This window comes from Collinsella sp. CLA-AP-H1, assembly GCF_040092945.1.
In the GTDB taxonomy this organism is placed as follows: Bacteria; Actinomycetota; Coriobacteriia; order Coriobacteriales; family Coriobacteriaceae; genus Collinsella.
Map to the genome: position 1 here is coordinate 42697 of NZ_JBBNKO010000003.1, position 17525 is coordinate 60221.

17 protein-coding genes are annotated in these 17525 nt (G+C 59.6%); all 17 read left to right on the forward strand.

The genetic code is table 11. The features are described from left to right. Window position 1 precedes the first annotated feature (1 nt). The 17 genes from mraY (at window position 2) to AAAV44_RS02625 (ending at window position 17480) form a co-directional block, all read left to right on the forward strand. Window positions 2-1021 carry a phospho-N-acetylmuramoyl-pentapeptide-transferase gene (mraY, locus tag AAAV44_RS02545; protein ID WP_117746963.1) on the forward strand — a complete coding sequence of 340 codons (1020 nt, stop codon included), beginning with the start codon at window positions 2-4 and terminating at the stop codon, window positions 1019-1021. Window positions 1022-1030: 9 nt separating this feature from the next. Continuing rightward, entirely contained in the window at window positions 1031-2437 is a 1407-nt protein-coding gene (gene murD / locus AAAV44_RS02550; RefSeq protein ID WP_349114405.1) for a UDP-N-acetylmuramoyl-L-alanine--D-glutamate ligase, read from the forward strand. Window positions 2438-2472: 35 nt separating this feature from the next. Further along, on the forward strand, window positions 2473-3966 hold the full coding sequence (ftsW, locus tag AAAV44_RS02555) for a putative lipid II flippase FtsW (protein WP_349114406.1): 1494 nt from the start codon (window positions 2473-2475) through the stop codon (window positions 3964-3966). Beyond that, window positions 3956-5071, forward strand: a complete 1116-nt coding sequence (gene murG / locus AAAV44_RS02560; RefSeq protein ID WP_349114408.1) for an undecaprenyldiphospho-muramoylpentapeptide beta-N-acetylglucosaminyltransferase — start codon at window positions 3956-3958, stop codon at window positions 5069-5071. The genes ftsW and murG overlap by 11 nt, the downstream gene beginning before the upstream one ends. 97 nt (window positions 5072-5168) lie before the next feature. Beyond that, window positions 5169-6587 (forward strand): UDP-N-acetylmuramate--L-alanine ligase, encoded by a 1419-nt coding sequence (murC, locus tag AAAV44_RS02565; RefSeq protein WP_349114410.1) that lies wholly within the window; start codon window positions 5169-5171, stop codon window positions 6585-6587. A gap of 5 nt (window positions 6588-6592) precedes the next feature. Continuing rightward, window positions 6593-7504, forward strand: a complete 912-nt coding sequence (gene murB / locus AAAV44_RS02570) for a UDP-N-acetylmuramate dehydrogenase (RefSeq protein ID WP_349104823.1) — start codon at window positions 6593-6595, stop codon at window positions 7502-7504. A 193-nt stretch (window positions 7505-7697) separates the two neighbouring features. Further along, complete coding sequence (locus AAAV44_RS02575; RefSeq protein ID WP_349114412.1) at window positions 7698-8717, forward strand: FtsQ-type POTRA domain-containing protein; 1020 nt, start codon at window positions 7698-7700, stop codon at window positions 8715-8717. A 198-nt stretch (window positions 8718-8915) separates the two neighbouring features. After that, window positions 8916-10070: a cell division protein FtsZ gene (gene ftsZ / locus AAAV44_RS02580; RefSeq protein ID WP_022094491.1), complete on the forward strand. Its 1155-nt coding sequence runs from the start codon at window positions 8916-8918 to the stop codon at window positions 10068-10070. A gap of 218 nt (window positions 10071-10288) precedes the next feature. Then, window positions 10289-11089, forward strand: a complete 801-nt coding sequence (locus tag AAAV44_RS02585) for a polyphenol oxidase family protein (RefSeq protein WP_349114413.1) — start codon at window positions 10289-10291, stop codon at window positions 11087-11089. Continuing rightward, entirely contained in the window at window positions 11086-11922 is an 837-nt protein-coding gene (locus tag AAAV44_RS02590) for a phosphate ABC transporter substrate-binding protein (RefSeq protein WP_349114415.1), read from the forward strand. The genes AAAV44_RS02585 and AAAV44_RS02590 overlap by 4 nt, the downstream gene beginning before the upstream one ends. A 1-nt stretch (window position 11923) precedes the next feature. Further along, the gene (gene pstC / locus AAAV44_RS02595) at window positions 11924-12850 is read left to right on the forward strand and encodes a phosphate ABC transporter permease subunit PstC (RefSeq protein ID WP_349114416.1); all 927 of its coding nucleotides are present in this window, start codon (window positions 11924-11926) and stop codon (window positions 12848-12850) included. A 3-nt stretch (window positions 12851-12853) separates the two neighbouring features. Further along, window positions 12854-13759, forward strand: a complete 906-nt coding sequence (gene pstA / locus AAAV44_RS02600; protein WP_316364742.1) for a phosphate ABC transporter permease PstA — start codon at window positions 12854-12856, stop codon at window positions 13757-13759. Between the two features lie 12 nt (window positions 13760-13771). Beyond that, the gene (pstB, locus tag AAAV44_RS02605) at window positions 13772-14575 is read left to right on the forward strand and encodes a phosphate ABC transporter ATP-binding protein PstB (RefSeq protein WP_055309817.1); all 804 of its coding nucleotides are present in this window, start codon (window positions 13772-13774) and stop codon (window positions 14573-14575) included. A 92-nt stretch (window positions 14576-14667) separates the two neighbouring features. Beyond that, window positions 14668-15525, forward strand: a complete 858-nt coding sequence (locus AAAV44_RS02610) for a PhoU domain-containing protein (protein ID WP_349114417.1) — start codon at window positions 14668-14670, stop codon at window positions 15523-15525. Between the two features lie 119 nt (window positions 15526-15644). After that, window positions 15645-16382, forward strand: a complete 738-nt coding sequence (locus AAAV44_RS02615; protein ID WP_089571590.1) for a YggS family pyridoxal phosphate-dependent enzyme — start codon at window positions 15645-15647, stop codon at window positions 16380-16382. 60 nt (window positions 16383-16442) lie between these two features. Then, entirely contained in the window at window positions 16443-17177 is a 735-nt protein-coding gene (locus tag AAAV44_RS02620; RefSeq protein WP_349114419.1) for a cell division protein SepF, read from the forward strand. Window positions 17178-17234: 57 nt separating this feature from the next. Further along, on the forward strand, window positions 17235-17480 hold the full coding sequence (locus AAAV44_RS02625; protein ID WP_227790178.1) for a YggT family protein: 246 nt from the start codon (window positions 17235-17237) through the stop codon (window positions 17478-17480). The last annotated feature ends 45 nt before the right edge of the window (window positions 17481-17525 follow it).

Here is a 17525-nt window from a genome sequence, read left to right on the forward strand (position 1 = left end):
CATGTTCGGCAATCCCTCGTATCCAACGTATCAGGCTTTTTTGGGGCTTGGCATCGCCGCTGCCATTGCGCTGCTGCTCATGCCGTGGTGGATCAAGCTGCTGAAGGTCGAGGGTATCGGCCAACAGGTCCGAGCCGACGGCCCCAAGCGTCATTTGATTAAACAGGGTACGCCGACCATGGGCGGCGTCATCATCCTTGTTGCGATTTCGCTGACCTGCCTGCTGATGGGCAAGCTCACCACCGAGCTCGTGCTCGTGCTGCTCGCCACGCTGGCGACCGGCGTGCTGGGCCTGATCGACGACCTGACCTCCGTTACGCATGGGCGCTCGCTCGGTCTGACGCCTCATGCCAAGATGATCGGCCTAACCATTATCTGTGTCACCTTTACGGTACTTGCCGTTAACTGGTGCGGCGTCGCCCCCGAGATTCGTTTTCCCGGCGGCCTGACGATTGACCTTGGCGTGCTTTCGACCACCATCTGCGGCCTTTCGTTCCCGTGGCTCTACATTGTCTTTTGCTGGCTGATGATCGCCGGTCTTTCTAATGCCGTGAACCTGACCGATGGCCTTGACGGTCTTGCTGGCGGCACCTCCATGATTGCCATGCTCGCCATGGCTGCCATGGCGTTTTTGCACGGAGACGTGAACCTGTCCATCTTCTGCACCGCGTGTGCCGGTGCCTGCTTGGGCTTTCTGTGGTTCAACTGCTATCCGGCGAGCATCTTTATGGGCGATACCGGCTCGCTTGCCCTGGGCGCCGCGTTTGCCTGCACGTCCATCATGACCAACACCGAGGTCGTCTCCCTTATCATCGGCGGCCTGTTTATCGTTGAGACCCTGTCGGTCATGATTCAGGTTGTCTACTTCCACTTTACGCACAAGCGCGTCTTCCTTATGGCGCCCATCCATCATCATTTCGAAAAGAAGGGCTGGGCCGAGACCAAGGTCGTCATCCGTTTTTGGATTATCGCTGCGGCCTTTGGTGCCGTTGGCCTTGCCCTGTTCTTCCAGTTGGGATAGTGGTCTTTCATGTCTCTTGCTGATGTCTTTAGCCTGCTCGTTTTGGGTCAGGGCAAATCCGGTCTCGATGTCGCCCGCTGGGCGCTGGCACATCCCGAGCGCGTAAGTGCCGTTACCGTGTATGGCGGTGGCACCTCTGAGTCCAATGACGCCACGCGTGCGCTCGAGGCTGCTGGTGCGTCGTTTGTCTATGGGACCGAACAGGTCGAGGGCGCCTATGACGTATGCGTGACGTGCCCGGGCATCTCGGAGTTCTCGGGCTTCTTTAAGGCTGGGCGCGAGCATGCCGCCCAGATTATGGGTGAGCCCGAGTTTGCCTATCGCCTGTCGCCCGATAACTGGATTGCCATCACGGGCACCAACGGCAAGACGACCACCACGTCGCTGACTGATTATCTGCTTAAGGCTGCCGGCGAGGCCAGCGTTGCTGTCGGCAACATCGGCGAGCCGCCGGTCAACGAGATTGACGGCCGAGCCCACAACGAGTGGTTTGTGGCTGAGCTCTCGAGCTATCAGATTGCTACGACAACCGAGCTCCACCCCCGCGTGGCGGTGCTGCTCAACATCACTCCCGACCACTTGGGCTGGCATAAGAGCCATAAGAACTATGCGCTTGCCAAGATCAAACTGTTTGACAATATGGTCGATGACGATCTGGTGGTTGTCGACGTCGAAGACGCCGGCATTCACGAGTTCGATGAGTACATCTACACGCCGAGTCGTCGCATCTGCAAGGTTGCCTTTGACGAGCCTGAGGGCGAGGATGCCGCCTTTGTGCGCGATGGCAAGATGATCGTGCGTCTGAAGGGTGTCGAGACCCCGCTCATCGCTACATCCGAGCTCAAGATCTCGGGCCATCACAATGTTATCAATGCCCTGTGCGCTGCCACGGCTGCCTTGGCGGTCGGTGCCGATGTCGATGGTGTCTGCCGCGGTCTTGCCTCGTTCCAGCCGCTCGAGCACCGCGTGGAGCCGTGTGGCGAGATTGACGGCGTGCGCTACGTCAACGATTCCAAGGCGACCAACACCGATGCGGTCGAGAAGGCGCTGACGGCATTTCCCGATGACGACGTGATCTTGCTGCTCGGCGGCCACGATAAGGGCACGCCGCTCACGGACTTCGCGCGCGTCGTTATGGACAACGTGCGCTCGGTCGTCTGCTTTGGCGATGCGCGCGAGCGCTTCACCGCCGCTATGGACGAGGCTGATGTCGATGGCGATGTGGATATCGCCCAGGCGGATGACCTGCGCGACGCCGTGGACGTTGCCCGTTCGCTTTCGAGCCGTGGTGACGTGATCTTACTTTCTCCTGCCTGCTCTTCGTTCGATGAGTTCTCGGGCTATGAGGAGCGCGGCCGCGTGTTTAAGGACTACGTGGCTCAGCTTGCCGCTACAGCGAAATCACAAATGGAATAGGGGTTGCGGTGAGAGAGGAGAGCCCCCGACAAGGTATGAGGAGGCCCGACTCGGACCGTGCTTCCTCACGTCGCACCACACCGCGTTCCAGCCGCGGCGGGCAGTCGTTTAGCGAACGCTATATTGCCGGCGTTCCCGCCCGTATCATGCGCCCCCGTTTGATATTCATGGCCTGCTTGTTTACCTTGGTATGCTTTGGCCTGCTGATGGTGTACTCGGCGTCTTCGGTCGAGGCGCTGCACGAGAATGGCTCGGCGACGTTTTTTCTGGGTCGACAGGCCGCGTTTGCCGTGGTCGGTGTTCTGGCGCTGATTGCCATCGTGCGCGTTTTGCCGGACAGCTGGTTTGGGGAGGATGTGCTCAGGATCTTCCTCATAGGCATGATAGGGCTACTGTTTTTGGTGTTCTTGGTGGGCAGCGGCAGCCGTGGCGCCACGCGCTGGCTCAACATCGCCGGCATTCAGTTCCAGCCTTCCGAGTTTTTAAAGCCATTTGCCATTGCGTATTCGGCCATCATGCTTGATCGCTTCTTTTCGCCCGGTGGCAACATCAACGAATTCCTTCGCAAGATGGGCATCTACCTGGGCATTTCGCTCTTTCTGATCTTTATCCAGCCCGATTTCGGTACTGTCCTGATCATCCTGTTGACCCTCATGTGCATGGCGTTGTTTGCGGGTCTCGACCCCAGATTTATCATCGGCGTGCTAATCTTCGGCATTCTCGTGATCGTGATTGCGCTTGTCGCAGAGCCGTACCGTATGGTGCGTATTCAGGTTGCCTTGAACCCTTGGGCCGACGAGTATGGTGACGGCTATCAAGCCACGCTTGCCATCATGGCCTTTGCCTCGGGCGGTCTGTTCGGCCGCGGCATCGGCAACTCAACCATGAAGTACTCGTATCTGCCCGAAGCGCACAACGACTACATCCTGGCCATCATTGGCGAGGAAGTCGGTTTTGTCGGAACCGTGCTGTTCTTCTTGGTGTTTGCGATGCTGATCTACTCGGCGTTTCGCATTGCCGAGCAGGCGACCGATCGCCGGGGCGCGCTCATGGCGTCTGGCTCCGCGGTCATTCTCGCGGTGCAGTTTTTGATTAACGCGCTGGGCATCCTCAACGTGTTTCCCATGACGGGCAAACCGTTGCCGTTTATTAGCTACGGCGGTTCGTCGATCATTGTGTCGCTTATGCTTGCCGGGTTGATCCTGCGCGTTTCGTACGAGAGCGCCCGCCGCGATGAGTATGACCGTCGCCGTGAGAGCTTTGCCGTTATGGACGAGAGCACCGCCGGCGTAGCCCATGTGCGCGGTGAACGACCTTCGCGTAGCGGCTTTACCGTTCTGGATGGTTCTGCATCCGAGCCGGCAGCTCGTCCACGCTCGCGAACGGCTCCGCAAGGCCGTTCGCAGCGCCCCAGCCCTCGCAACGCGGGCGGCGGATATAATCGAATCGATTTGAACTCGGACCCGTCGGCGCGTCTGCGCACCGACGACCAGGGACCGCGTGTACGAAGGGACTACCATGACCGATAAAATGACCGTTGCTATTGCAGCCGGCGGCACGGCAGGACACATCAACCCCGCGCTCGCCTTGGCCGAAGAGCTGCGTGACCGTGGTCACCACGTTGTGTTCGTGGGTCAGTCGCGCAAGCTCGAGGGTCGTCTGGTCCCCGACGCTGGGTTTGATTTTGTGCCCATTACGGTCACGGGCTTCGACCGCTCCCGCCCTTGGACGGCGCTCACCTCGCTGTGGCGTGTCAACAAGGCCAAGCGTGCGCTCGCCAGTCATTTCTCAAAGGTCGGCAAGCCCGATGCCGCCATTGGTTTTGGTGCCTATGTCGAGGTTCCGCTGCTGGGGTGGTGTAAGGGCGCGGGCGTTCCGTATCTGCTGCATGAGCAGAACTCTGTTCCGGGCCTGGCCAACAAGATGATGAACTCCCACGCCGCCCGCGTGTGCATCTCGGTGCCGGCAGCGCGCTCGGTCTTTGAGCGCGAAGGTGACCCTGACCACGTGCTCATGACCGGCAATCCCGTACGTCGCTCGGTGATCGAGGGAGATCGCGCTCGCGGCCGCAAGGCACTTGGCGTTCCCGAGGACGCTACGCTGCTGCTCGTCTTTGGCGGTTCACTTGGCGCCCAGCACCTCAACGAGCGCGTGGCTTCGCTCAAAAACGAGCTGCTTTCGCGCAAGAATCTCTATGTGTTGCATTCGACGGGTGCCGACGGCTTTGAGGAGACCGAGCGCGCTTTGGCGCTGACGCCCGAGGAGGCGAAGCGTTACCGCGTCCAGCCTTACATCGACAACATGGGCGATATGCTGGCTGCTGCCGATTTGGTGCTCTCGCGTTCGGGCGCATCGAGCGTGGCCGAGATCGCTGCGCTCGCCGTGCCTTCGGTGCTCGTGCCGTATCCGCATGCGACTGCCGACCACCAAACCACCAATGCCCGTTATCTGGTCGACGCCGGGGCCGGCGTGCTCTGCGCCGATGCCGATATCGACGGTTCTGCCTTTGCCGATGAGCTGCTGCACCTGGTCGATGACGCGGCGGCGCGCGACGCCATGCGTCAGGCGGCGCGTGGTCTGGCTCAGGATAGGGCCGCCGCTCTTCTGGCGGATGCGGTAGAGGGTTTGCGTTAGTTAGACGGGATATCGTCGGTCGCCCTCGCGCTGATGCGGTAGGTGCGGTACAGTTAACGGGTTACAGGCAGTGTTTACGCAAGGAGTACACGAGCACATGGCTGATTCCCAGACTGCAACCTCCGCGCCCGAGTTTAAGAGCGCCCACTTTATCGGTATCGGCGGCGCCGGCATGAGCGGCATCGCCCTCGTTCTTCACGAGCGCGGTTATGCCGTTACCGGCTCCGACCTTAAGACGTCACGTTATATCCGCCAGCTTACCCGCGCTGGTGTGAAGGTGCATGTGGGCCATGAGGCCGCCACGATCGACGAGGTCAAGCCCGACGTGGTTGTTGTCTCCACCGCTATTCCGGAGTCCAACCCTGAACTCGTGCGCGCTCGCGAGCTTGGTATTCCCGTGTGGCCCCGTGCCAAGATGCTCTCTGCTTTGGGCCACGGCTACACCACCGTCGCTGTTGCCGGCACGCATGGCAAGACCACCACGTCTTCGATGTGCGCCACCATGCTCGACCGCATGGGTCTGGATCCGAGCTTCCTGATCGGTGGCATCGTCGAGGGCTATGACACGAACGGCAAGAACGGCTCGGGCGACTACTTTGTCGCCGAAGCCGACGAGTCCGATAGCTCCTTCCTGTTCCTGAACCCCAACGTAGTCATTGTGACCAACGTCGAAGCCGACCACCTCGATCACTACTCGGGTATCGAGGAGATCGAGGCGACTTTCGCCAAATTCATGAGCCTGGTGGGCGAGGACGGCACCGTCATCGTCTGCGGTGAGGACCCGCATCTGGTCGAGCTCGCCAAGTCGACGGGTCGTCACGTGCTTTCCTACGGCTTTGCCGAGAGCAACGACATCGTCTGCATGCACCCGGATGTCAAGGGCATCCAGAGCGACTTTATCGTTCGCTTTGAGGACGGCACTGAACACGCTGTGGAGATCAAGAGCAATCCCGGTCGCCACAACATGCTCAACGCCACGGCGGTGCTCACCGTCGCCCATGTCCTGGGCCTTGACATCGACGCCGCCGCCAAGGCGCTCTCGAGCTTTGAGGGCGTCCGCCGTCGCTTTACCCACGTGGGCGATATCGATGGCATCACCGTGGTCGATGATTACGGCCATCACCCCACCGAGATCAAGGCGACGCTTGCTGCCGCTTCGTCGCTGGGCTACAAGCACGTCGACGTCGTGTTCCAGCCGCACCGCTATTCGCGCCTGCAGGCCCTGTGCGACGACTTTGCCGATGCATTTGCCAATGCCGATAAACTGCTGCTGATTGATGTGTTCTCGGCTGGCGAGATGCCCATTCCGGGTGTCGCCTCTAAGATGCTCGCCGATACCGTGCGCGCCAAGCATCCTGGCAAGGAGGTCGTGTACTGCTCCAGCCGTCTTGAGCTCAATCAGGAGCTCGAGCAGATGGTGGGCGCGGGCGACCTGCTGCTCACTATGGGTGCCGGTGACGTTACGACCGTCGGTCCCGAGTTCATTGAGTATCTGACTGCCAAGAAAGACGCTTAAGTCTAATGGGTCTGTTTAACGCCGTCATGGCGCTCTCGGGCATGATCGACACGGATGTGATCGAGGACGAGCGCCTTGCGCGTCATACGAGCTATCGTATCGGCGGCAAGGCCGACCTCTTTGTGACGTGCCATAGCTATCATGCCCTCCGCCGCGCCGTGGCGGTGCTCGATCGCGAGCAGGTGCCGTGGGTCATCATCGGCAAGGGCTCCAATCTGCTGGTTGCCGATGGCGGTTATCGCGGTGCCGTCATTTCGCTCGGACGTGAGTTTCAGCGCACGGTTGTTGCCGATGACGGTTGTACGCTGACGGTCGGTGCGGGCGTGATGTTTGCGCGCCTGGTCAACGATGCCCTGTCGCGTAGCCTCTCGGGCCTTGAGTTTGCCGTTGGCATCCCTGGCTCGGTTGGCGGTGCGATATCTATGAATGCAGGCACACGGACCGAGTGGATTGGCTCGCTGGTTGAGGATGTCGTAACGTTTGACCCGGCATCCGGTATCAAGCATTATGCGGGGTCCGAGATCACTTGGGGCTACCGCGAATGTAGCCTTCCCCGCAATGAGATTATCCTCGAGTGCGTGCTCAAGCTTAAACCGGCGCCCAAGGTCGACATTCGCGAGCGCATGGAGCGGTACCTGACGAGGCGCAAGCGTACGCAGCCCATGGGTCGCGCATCCTGCGGGTCGGTCTTTCGCAACCCGCCCGATGCGAGTGTGGGCAAGCTTATCGAGGATTGTGGATTAAAGGGTTTTTCGATTGGCGGTGCGGAAGTTTCGCCCGTTCACGCTAATTTTATCGTTAATAACGGAACTGCCTCGGCCGATGACGTTGCCGCGGTTATCAGACATGTGCACGGAAAGGTGAGGGAGGCGTATGGCATCGAGCTCAGACCGGAAGTTAAATTCCTCGGCTTCTAGAGCATCGAAACCCACCTTCCGCCGCGCCGGAGGGCGTTCCGGCGCGCCTGCCAAACCTCAACGCAATACCGTCGCGCACTCTAAGCCTGTCGGGCATGCTCGACAGGCCGGGCGTCCGGTCGTCGGCTCTCAGCTCGGTAATCGTCCGGCCGCAAAAAAGTCCTCGCGTCCCTCGGTGACGTCAAAGCCTGTTATGGGCGCCAAGCCTGCCCGTCCCATGGCAACTCCTAAGCCCTCGACGGGAACTAAGGCGGCGCGTCCGGGTCGCACGCTGGGCGTATCGAAACCGCGCTCGCTGACATCGGTGCCGGCTACCGCCAAGAAGCCTTCGGGTAAAAAAGGCGTCAACCCGTTGTCTTCACTTGGGGCGATGGCAAATAAAACGTCAGACGCCGCTTCTCTCGTTACAGGCAAAGGCAAAATCGTGGGCGGCGTTCTGGCCGTCTTGGCCGTGCTCGTCGTCGTTGCCATCGTGGTGATCAACTCTGGATTGTTTACCGCCACTGATATTCAGATTCAAGGCAGCGAGCACGTGACGAAGCACGATGCTATCCAGCTGATCGATTTGCCCGAGGGAACGTCGCTTTTTAACGTCGATCCCGACCAGATTACCGAGGACCTCAAGCAGAATCCGTGGGTCTCGGGCGTGGATGTCCAGCGTCAGTTCCCGCATACGCTCATCATTACGCCGATGGAGCGCAAGGTCATCGGAATTGCCTATATCAGCTCCGATGACCTTGCCTGGGCCATCGGGGATGATGACACCTGGATCGCCCCGCTGTCGACGTCGGTCGAAGTGGATGACCAGGGCAACGTCATCACGACGGGGCAGGGCTCAAATACCCTGACCGGCATTGATGCCGCGCTGGCGCTCGCTAAGCACTATGGCGCGGTGTTGTTGACTGATGTCTCGGCGGATGTCGCTCCGGTTTCCGGCCAGGCGGTGAGCTCCAAGGCCGTTAAGGCTGGCTTGGATTATGTGCGTGGTTTTTCGAGCGAGTTCTTGGGACAAGTCAAGGATATTTCCACGCCTTCGGTCGAAGCCATCTCGGCAAACCTCAATAACGGCATTGAGGTGTCGCTGGGCGATTCGAACGATATCGTCAAGAAGGAGCGCGTAGTCACCAAGCTGCTTTCGCAGGTAGAGGGCGTAACGTATATCAATGTACGCTCTCCGGGTAACTATACATTTAGGAACGCTCCGACCTCGTAGCGCTGGTTGATGCTTTGTTGAGGGGTCATACCACGCCGTTTATCTGGTTTGTTTGGTTTTCACGGTCAATTATTTGACTGATACGTTCATAATGTGCAACCATAATACGGTTTACCTTTGCATTTACTTTCAACCTGAAGGTTAATGTGCGCGGGGTCGACCCATGCTATGGCTATAACCTTTGTTCGGAGGACCGACATGCACGAGACAGAGATCAACAACTACCTTGCCGTCATTAAGGTGGTCGGCGTCGGCGGCGGCGGTACCAACGCGGTCAATCGAATGATCGAAGAGGGCATCCGCGGCGTCGAGTTTGTTGCCATCAACACCGATGCTCAGGCACTCGCGATCTCTGATGCCGATATCAAGGTGCACATCGGCACCGACCTTACCCGCGGCCTGGGCGCCGGCGCCAACCCCGAGGTTGGCCGCAAGGCTGCCGATGAGTCCCGCGACGACATTGCCGAGGCGCTCGCTGGCGCTGACATGGTGTTCATCACCTGCGGCGAGGGCGGTGGCACCGGTACCGGCGCTGCTCCCATCGTTGCCGATATCGCGATGAACGAGGTCGGTGCGCTGACCGTCGCCGTCGTGACCAAGCCCTTCACCTTCGAGGGCCGCAAGCGCAAGAAGAGCGCCGAGGAGGGCATTAAGACCCTCTCCGATTGCGTCGACACCATGATCGTCATCCCTAACGATAAGCTGCTCGACATCGCCGAGAAAAAGACCACCATGCTCGAGGCCTTCGCGATTGCCGATGGCGTCCTTTCCCAGGGCACCCAGGGCATCACCGACCTCATCACCGTCCCCGGTATCATCAACCTGGACTTCGCCGATGTTAAGACCATCATGAAGCAGGCCGGTACCGCCATGATGGGTATCGGTACCTCTTCTGGGGATACCCGTGCCGTCGACGCTGCCCAGCAGGCCATCTCCAGCCCGCTGCTCGAGAGCTCCATCGATGGTGCCACGCGCGTGCTGCTTTCCATCGCCGGTTCCAAGGACCTGGGCATCCAGGAGATCAGCGACGCCGCCGACGTTGTCGCCAACGCCGTCGACCCCGAGGCCAACATCATCTTCGGTACCGTTGTCGACGAGTCCCTGGGCGATCAGGTGCGTATCACCGTCATCGCTACGGGCTTCTCCGACTCCAACGTCAACCGTCAGGACGAGCTCTTTGCTGCTCAGCAGTCTCAGAGCAAGGCAGCTGCCTCCGCTGAGCCGCAGCGCACCGCTCCGGCCACCAGTCCGGCTCAGGCCGCTCCGACCCGCAACGTCGGTGGCACCGAGCTTCCTAACTTCGGCAACGATCAGTTCGAGCTTCCCGACTTCCTGAAGCGCGGCAGCTTCTAGTTCGTTTTTCTCAACGACTTGCAAGGGGGTGCGTCCGATTGGGCGCGCCCCTTTTTTTGTTGTGTTTCGCCTTTGTAAACGAAAGCCTCCAATCTCCTTACGTTCCCTTTACGTTTACTCCTTACCGCTGCGGGTATCCTTTTTGATGAAGTGTGCAGCCGTATGGCACGGACTGCTGCGGCGTCGCCGCAATACTGGTGTTATTAGGAGGCTTTAGTATGGCAGCACGTGCGGACAACGTTTCGCGTGTCGACCATGATGGAGTTACGTTGGTGGAGGGCGCGACATCCGATGTTCGCTTTGCCTTCACCGAACGCGCCGGTGGTGTTTCCGAAGATGCGTACTCCTCACTCAACTTGGGCTCGCATGTTGGCGATGACCCCTTTGCTGTTCAAGAAAATCGTCGTCGCGCGCTCGAGGCTATGGGTGCCGCCGAGTGCGAGCACAACCTGCTCGTTCCCAATCAGGTCCATGGTGACCATATCGTTGCGGTGACCTCGAACGGCGCCGATGACCTTGAGGACGTTCGCGAGCAGATTGCCGAGGGCTGCGATGCCATCGTCTGCACGGCGCATAACGTACCCGTGCTACTCTGCTTTGCCGACTGCGTTCCCGTGGTGCTGGTGGCCCCTGGCGGATTTGCCGTGGTGCACTCCGGCTGGAAGGGCACGATTGCACGTATTTCCGCCAAGGCGTGCCAGGCGCTTTGCGATGCTGCCGGCTGCGATGCAAATGACATCTCGGCCTATATCGGCCCCCATATCTTGGGTGACGAATATGAGGTATCCCAGGAACTCATGGATCGCTTTGCCGCCGAGTTCTCGTGCATCGATGCGAGCACCTCTCGCATGCTCAATCTTTCCGCTGCCATTTGCGAGGCGCTGGTAGATGTCGGTGTCGACGCGGATAATATCGTGGATACCCAGCTTTCGACCGTGCGTCAGAACGACCGCTTTTATTCCTACCGTAACGAGAACGGCACCTGTGGGCGCCATGCTGCGATCGGCGTGATGCTATGAGAAAGATCGTATCGGTCCTGAGCGCCGCTGTGCTTACGCTTACGCTGTGCGCCTGTTCTTCGGGATCTTCTACCTCTTCCATTACCGTCGCCGGCTCCACGACCTGCCTTCCTATCGCCGAGATTGCGGCCGAGGGTTTTAAGGAGGAGACCGGCATCGACGTGCTCGTTTCCGGTTTGGGTTCTTCCGCTGGCATCGAGGCCGTCAGCGCCGGCACGGCCGATATCGCCAGCTCCTCCCGTGGACTCAATGCCGACGAACAGGATCTGGGCCTGACTCCCATCGTCATTGCCCACGACGGTATCGCGGTCATCGTGAACGACGATAACCCGGTCGATAACCTCTCGACCGAGCAGCTCCGCGATATTTACGCCGGCAAGATCACCAACTGGAAAGAAGTCGGTGGCGAGGACCTGAGGATTCAGGTCATCAACCGAGATGAGGCGTCCGGCACGCGTGAGGCCTTTCGCACCATCGTGATGGACGGCACCCCGTTCGATCGCCGCTCGGCCGTTCTTTCGGGCACGGGCCAGGTGCGCGACGTGGTATCTCGTTCGCGCGGTGCCATTGGCTACATTTCGCTGGGCTTCGTCGATAGCCTCAACGCCAAGACCTCGGTCAAGGCCGTCTCGGTCAATCATGTTGAGGCGTCCGAGAAGACGGTCGCGAGCGGCGGCTATCCCATCTCACGCGACCTTTACTTCTTTGTGAAGGGTGCGCCTTCGCTGCAGGCGCAGGATTACATCGACTACGTGACGTCCGAAAAGATGGACAAGCAGATTCGTGAGGCGGGCTTTATCCCCGTCACCAACGACGAGAAGGGGAGTGAGTAGCATGGAAGCACAGGAAAACTCCCAGACTGAGCAGAATGTTCAGACGCCCAAGAAGCGCGAGCTGGCGCTCGTATCGCGCAGTACCTATATCAAGGAGAAGGCGCTGCAGTGGATCTTCTTTGCCTGCGCGTTCTTGGCGGTCGTTACCGTCATCCTGATTTTTGTCTTTACCACGTACTCGGCGCTGCCCGTCTTTACCGACATCGGTCTGGCGGAATTCTTTAGCTTTACGTGGGCGCCCTCTGAGGGCCACTACGGCATCATGTCGCTGCTTGCCGGCTCAGGTCTGGTGACCGTCGGTGCGCTCGCCATGGGCGTGCCGCTGGGCGTAGGTACGGCCGTGTACCTGGTCGAGATCGCCAGCAAGCGCGTGCGCAAGCTCATCAGCCCTGCCGTTGACCTGTTGGCCGGCATCCCTTCTATCATCTATGGTTTCTTTGGCATGATCATCATCCGCCCGTTTATCGCACAACTGACCGGTGGTCTTGGTTTTGGTGCGCTGACAGCGTGGTTCGTGCTCGCCATCATGATCGTCCCTACCATCACGACGCTTACCATCGATGCCCTCAATTCCATTCCCATGGGCATTCGCGAGGCATCGTATGCCATGGGTGCTACTAAGTGGCAGACCATCTATAAGGTCGTGCTACCTGCCGCGAAGCTGGGTATCGTTGATGCCATCGTGCTGGGTATGGGCCGTGCCATCGGTGAGACCATGGCCGTGCTCATGGTCGTGGGTAACGCTCCGGTTATTCCCGACAGCATTGCGAGCCCCATCTCGACGCTCACGAGCCAGATCGCGCTCGACATGAGCTATTCCTCGGGCCTGCACCGCTCGGCTCTGTTCGGCATGGGCGTGGTCCTGTTTATCATCTCCGCCATGCTGGTGGGCATCGTCCGTCTGATTTCCAAGAAGAAGAGGGGGTAGGCTATGTCCGATTCCGTTGACACGACGGTCGATACGACCTCGTCGCGCGAGCGCATCAAGCGTGCCCTTTCCCACGGTAAGAAGGGCCGTATCAACAAGGACCTGTCAAACAAGATCATGCTCGGCGTGTTCCGCGCCGCGGCCTACATCACCACGCTTGTGCTGGTCGCTATCATCGCCTACGTGGTTGTTAATGGCTTACCGCATATTTCGCTCGACTTTATCTTCGGTTGGCCCCAGGGTGTCAACGCCGAGGGCGGCATTTGGCCTACGATTGTCTCGACCATCTACGTGACGGCGCTCGCCATGCTCATCTGTACGCCGGTCGCCGTGCTAGCGGCCGTCTATCTGGCCGAGTACGCCAAACAGGGCAAGGTCGTCGAGCTCATCCGTTATGCTGCCGATGCTTTGGCCTCGGTGCCCTCCATCGTTATGGGTCTCTTTGGCTACGCCTTGTTTGTCGAGGCCATGGGCCTGGGCCTTTCGATGGTCTCGGCTGCCCTGGCGCTGGCGCTTCTGATGCTGCCTATCGTCATGCGCACCACCGAGGAGGCTATTCGCGCCGTGCCGCGCTATATCCGTTGGGGCGCATATGGCTTGGGCGCCACTAAGTGGCAGGTCGTTTCCAAGATCGTGCTTCCTTCCGCCTTTGGCCGTATTGCCACGGGCATCGTCCTCGCCATCGGCCGTGCCATTGGCGAGACCGCGGTGGTGCTCTACACCATGGGCCAGGCCATCAATCTACCTATCTCGCCGCTCGATTCCGGCCGCCCCATGACGGTTCATCTGTACCTGCTTGCCAACGACGGCATCAACATGAACGCAGCCTACGGCACCGCGCTCTTGCTGATGGTGATCATTTTGGCCTTCAACCTGTTTGCGCGCTTCCTGTCGCGCAAGCGTCGCTAGTTAAGGAGTCCCATGTCCGTTTATCAGTCCGCTCCCACGTTGGAGCAAGCGGCCATTACGGCCAAGGATTTCAACTTTTGGTACGGTGACTTTCATGCGCTGACGGGGCTTGACCTCAACATCGCCAAAAACGCCATCACCTCCTTCATTGGCCCTTCGGGCTGCGGCAAATCGACGTTTTTGCGCTGCATCAACCGCATGAACGACCTGATCGAGGGCACGCGCATCGAGGGCACCATGACGCTCGACGGCAACGATATCTATGCCGAGGGTGTCGACCCGGTCGATCTCCGTCGTCGCGTGGGCATGATCTTTCAGCAGCCCAACCCGTTTCCCAAATCCATCTACGAGAATGTCGCCTTTGGCCCTCGTCTGCAGGGCGTGACTAGCAAAAGCGACCTCGATGACATCGTGGAAGAATCGCTCAAGCGCGCCAACCTCTGGAAAGAGGTATCCAATCAGCTCAACAAGGATGGTTTGGCGCTCTCGGGCGGTCAGCAGCAGCGTCTGTGCATCGCGCGCGTGCTTGCGGTGCAACCCGATGTCCTTCTGATGGACGAGCCCTGCTCCGCCATCGACCCCACGTCCGTCTCTAAGGTCGAGGATTTGATGGCCGAGCTGGCGCCCGAGATGACGATCATCATCGTCACGCATTCAATGCAGCAAGCAGCTCGCATCAGCGACTACACCGCATTCTTCTTGCAGGAAGTTGCCGGCGAGCCCGCCACACTCATCGAGTATGGTCAAACCGACGCGATCTTCACCAGCCCGGTGGACTCGCGGACGGAAGACTATATCACCGGCCGCTTTGGCTGATCGGTGCGACTAGTCCCAAGCCGATCGGACCTGGACCGGTGCGTATTCACTGTGCGGGCGGCATGACCGCACCCAACTGATTGGAGTGAACCATGCGCAAACTGTTTTCCCGTCAGCTCATCGAGGCCCGCCACGAGATGCTGAGCATCTACGAGGCCGTCGATCTGGCCCTCCACGATGCCGTGAAGGCCTATGTGACCGACGACCGCAAGCTCGCCACCAAGACCAAGAAGCGCACGCTTTCGATTGACGCGCGCTGCGCCAACCTGGAGGCCGTCTGCTACAACCTGATCGCCACGCAGTCACCGGTCGCCTCCGACTTCCGCCTGCTTCAGACGATCATCTACGTCGACTTTAACCTGCAGCGCATGACCGATAAGGTCCGTCAGATCTGCCGCGCCACGCGTCATATGATCAAGGCTGACATCTCGCTGCCCAAGGAGCTTGTCGGCACGGTCGAGGCCGAGGCTGAGGCCGTCTACCAGGTGCTGGGCTCTTCGCTTTCTGCGCTCGTCACCAATGACATGTCCATCATCTGCAACCTGGCCGTCGAGGACGAGCCGGTGCATGCGGCGTACGAGAAGTTCTTTCGCACCTTTAACCGTATGGATACGGGCGACTTTATGGACGATGACAGCAACTATGACGACCTGCGCCGCGCCATCATGGTTTCGCGCTACCTCGATCGCATCGCTTCGATTTCCATCGATGCCGCTTGCCGTCTGACCTTCCTGTTGACTGGTCAGCGCATGAATGCCGGCGATATCGCCCGCACTGATGAGGATGAGCTCGAGAGCATGCGTGTGCCTTCGGGCGAGGGTGTTATCATGAGGCCCGCCGTCGACGCGCGCTACGTTGCCAAGGTGCCCGTTAACGAGGTCAGCGAGGGTCTTCGCTACCTGCTCGATCATCTTGAGGACGAGGACGATGGCGAGGACGACGAGGAGTAAGTAACCTCGTTCGTCGAAAGATTGTAAATACCTAAGTGAGCGCGGCCTTGCACATGCGGGGCCGCGCTCTTGCGTTAGCATGGGACTACTTGTTTGGCTGTCAGCGGAGGCGATTAGCAATGGATAACTATTTGGACTTGATGCGCGCTCGCCGCGAGCAGATTCTGGAACGTTTTTATGCGGCGCTCGATCGCGCAGGCCGTCCCCACGACGCCGCGCGCCTCATTGCCGTGTCCAAGACCGTTGGTGTCGATGAGACCGTTGCCGCCATCCAGGCGGGGTATCGCCATTTTGCCGAGAATCGCCCGCAGGAGCTGGTTCGCAAGCTCACGGGTCTGGCGGAGCATCCGGAGCTGCCCGAGGTGCGCTTCGATATGATCGGCAACCTGCAGACCAATAAGATCAATGCGGTGCTGGGCTCAGCCGAGCTGATTCACTCGGTGGGTTCGCTGCATCTGGCGCAGGCGATCTCGAGCCGTGCTGTCCGCAAGATTGAGGCAGGCGAGCTCGCCGGCCCCCAGCGTGTGCTCATTGAGGTCAATGTGAGTGGTGAGGAGTCGAAGGGAGGCTTTTCGCCCGATGAGATTCGCGCCGCCGCGGGTGAGCTTGCGGAACTTGAGGGAATTTGCGTACAGGGGCTTATGACTATGGCGCCCCGGGGGAATAAGGATGTGGCACGCCGCACCTTTGCGGGGCTTCGTGAGCTGAGGGATGAGCTGGAGGCGGCGCATCCCGATTTGAACCTGCCTGAGCTTTCCTGCGGTATGAGCGAGGACTTTGAGCCTGCCCTTGAGGAGGGCTCTACGCTCGTTCGCCTGGGCAGGGTAGTATTTAGCCCGGAGTTTGCAGTAAAATAAGGCTCTGAAGTGCGCACTGATTATCGGGGCGCCTGCACTAAACCGCGAGAGGACACAACCATGGGCTTCCTTGACGAGATTAAAAATAAGATGCACCTGGGCGGCCAGCAGGGTTACGACCAGGGTTATGGCCAGGACGACGACTACGGCTACGATGATGGCTATGACGATGGCTATGACGATGGCTATCAGGGCAACGGCTACAGCGGTGCTTCGGGCGAGGGCTTCTACACCCAAGACGAGCCGAGCAACGGCCTGCTTGGTCAGACGCGCCGTGGTGAAGCTGAGTCGGTTGCCGTGTATACACGCTCCGGACAGCTGGTCGGCGATGACTCTCGCCATGCCACGACGTATAACCCGCCTTCGCGCTCGCAGGACAGTGTTGCGAGCGGTTATCGTCCTGGTGCTTATGACACGCCGTCGAGCTACGCCGAGAACACCCGCGCCCGTGCCGCCGCTGCGCCCGCGCCTGCACCGAGCGATGCCTCGGCTTATGCGAGCAATATCATCAACGCCACGCCGCAGCTGCCGGCCTATGTCCTGCGCCCCGAGAGCTATGATGACGTGGAGACCGTGGTGCGCCGCGTTCGCACCAAGCAGCCTGTCGCACTGATTTTTGTGGGCGTACGCACCGAAGTTGCCAAGCGCGTCTTGGACTTCTCTTACGGCTTTGCCTGCGGTCTGGGTGCCACGGTCAAGGAGGTGGGCGACCGCGTGTTCATGGTGCTGCCCGCCGGTTGCGAGGTCAAAGATTCCGATCTCAAGAAGCTTCGTGCCGACGGCTACCTCAAGTAAAGACAAGACGAGGAGATTCCCATCAACATCTACACTATCGTCCAGCTGGTCAACACGCTGTTCAACTTCTATTCCACGCTCATTGTCGTCTACTGCTTTATGACGTGGATTCCCATGAAGCAGGGTGGTTTGCTTCAGGATATTGCCGCGGTACTTGATAGCGTGTGCGGTCCGTGGCTTAACCTGTTCCGTCGTTTCATCCCGCCGATGGGCGGTATCGATTTTTCGCCGGTCGTTGCGATTATTGCGTTGCAGTTGGTGCAGAGGCTGGTTCTGCAGCTTCTTATAGGTATACTCGTGTAGAACTGACTTAGTAACTTACGTCGGGCGTGTAGCGCCGAGGCGATG

Coding starts and splice junctions, on each gene's coding strand:
- ftsW (WP_349114406.1), top strand. CDS start 2,473: ATGAGGAGGCCCGACTCGGACCGTGCTTCCTCACGTCGCACCACACCG.
- pstC (WP_349114416.1), top strand. CDS start 11,924: ATGGAAGCACAGGAAAACTCCCAGACTGAGCAGAATGTTCAGACGCCC.
- AAAV44_RS02590 (WP_349114415.1), top strand. CDS start 11,086: ATGAGAAAGATCGTATCGGTCCTGAGCGCCGCTGTGCTTACGCTTACG.
- murB (WP_349104823.1), top strand. CDS start 6,593: ATGGGTCTGTTTAACGCCGTCATGGCGCTCTCGGGCATGATCGACACG.
- AAAV44_RS02575 (WP_349114412.1), top strand. CDS start 7,698: ATGGGCGCCAAGCCTGCCCGTCCCATGGCAACTCCTAAGCCCTCGACG.
- pstA (WP_316364742.1), top strand. CDS start 12,854: ATGTCCGATTCCGTTGACACGACGGTCGATACGACCTCGTCGCGCGAG.
- AAAV44_RS02585 (WP_349114413.1), top strand. CDS start 10,289: ATGGCAGCACGTGCGGACAACGTTTCGCGTGTCGACCATGATGGAGTT.
- pstB (WP_055309817.1), top strand. CDS start 13,772: ATGTCCGTTTATCAGTCCGCTCCCACGTTGGAGCAAGCGGCCATTACG.
- murG (WP_349114408.1), top strand. CDS start 3,956: ATGACCGATAAAATGACCGTTGCTATTGCAGCCGGCGGCACGGCAGGA.
- murD (WP_349114405.1), top strand. CDS start 1,031: ATGTCTCTTGCTGATGTCTTTAGCCTGCTCGTTTTGGGTCAGGGCAAA.
- mraY (WP_117746963.1), top strand. CDS start 2: ATGTTCGGCAATCCCTCGTATCCAACGTATCAGGCTTTTTTGGGGCTT.
- murC (WP_349114410.1), top strand. CDS start 5,169: ATGGCTGATTCCCAGACTGCAACCTCCGCGCCCGAGTTTAAGAGCGCC.
- AAAV44_RS02615 (WP_089571590.1), top strand. CDS start 15,645: ATGGATAACTATTTGGACTTGATGCGCGCTCGCCGCGAGCAGATTCTG.
- AAAV44_RS02620 (WP_349114419.1), top strand. CDS start 16,443: ATGGGCTTCCTTGACGAGATTAAAAATAAGATGCACCTGGGCGGCCAG.
- ftsZ (WP_022094491.1), top strand. CDS start 8,916: ATGCACGAGACAGAGATCAACAACTACCTTGCCGTCATTAAGGTGGTC.
- AAAV44_RS02610 (WP_349114417.1), top strand. CDS start 14,668: ATGCGCAAACTGTTTTCCCGTCAGCTCATCGAGGCCCGCCACGAGATG.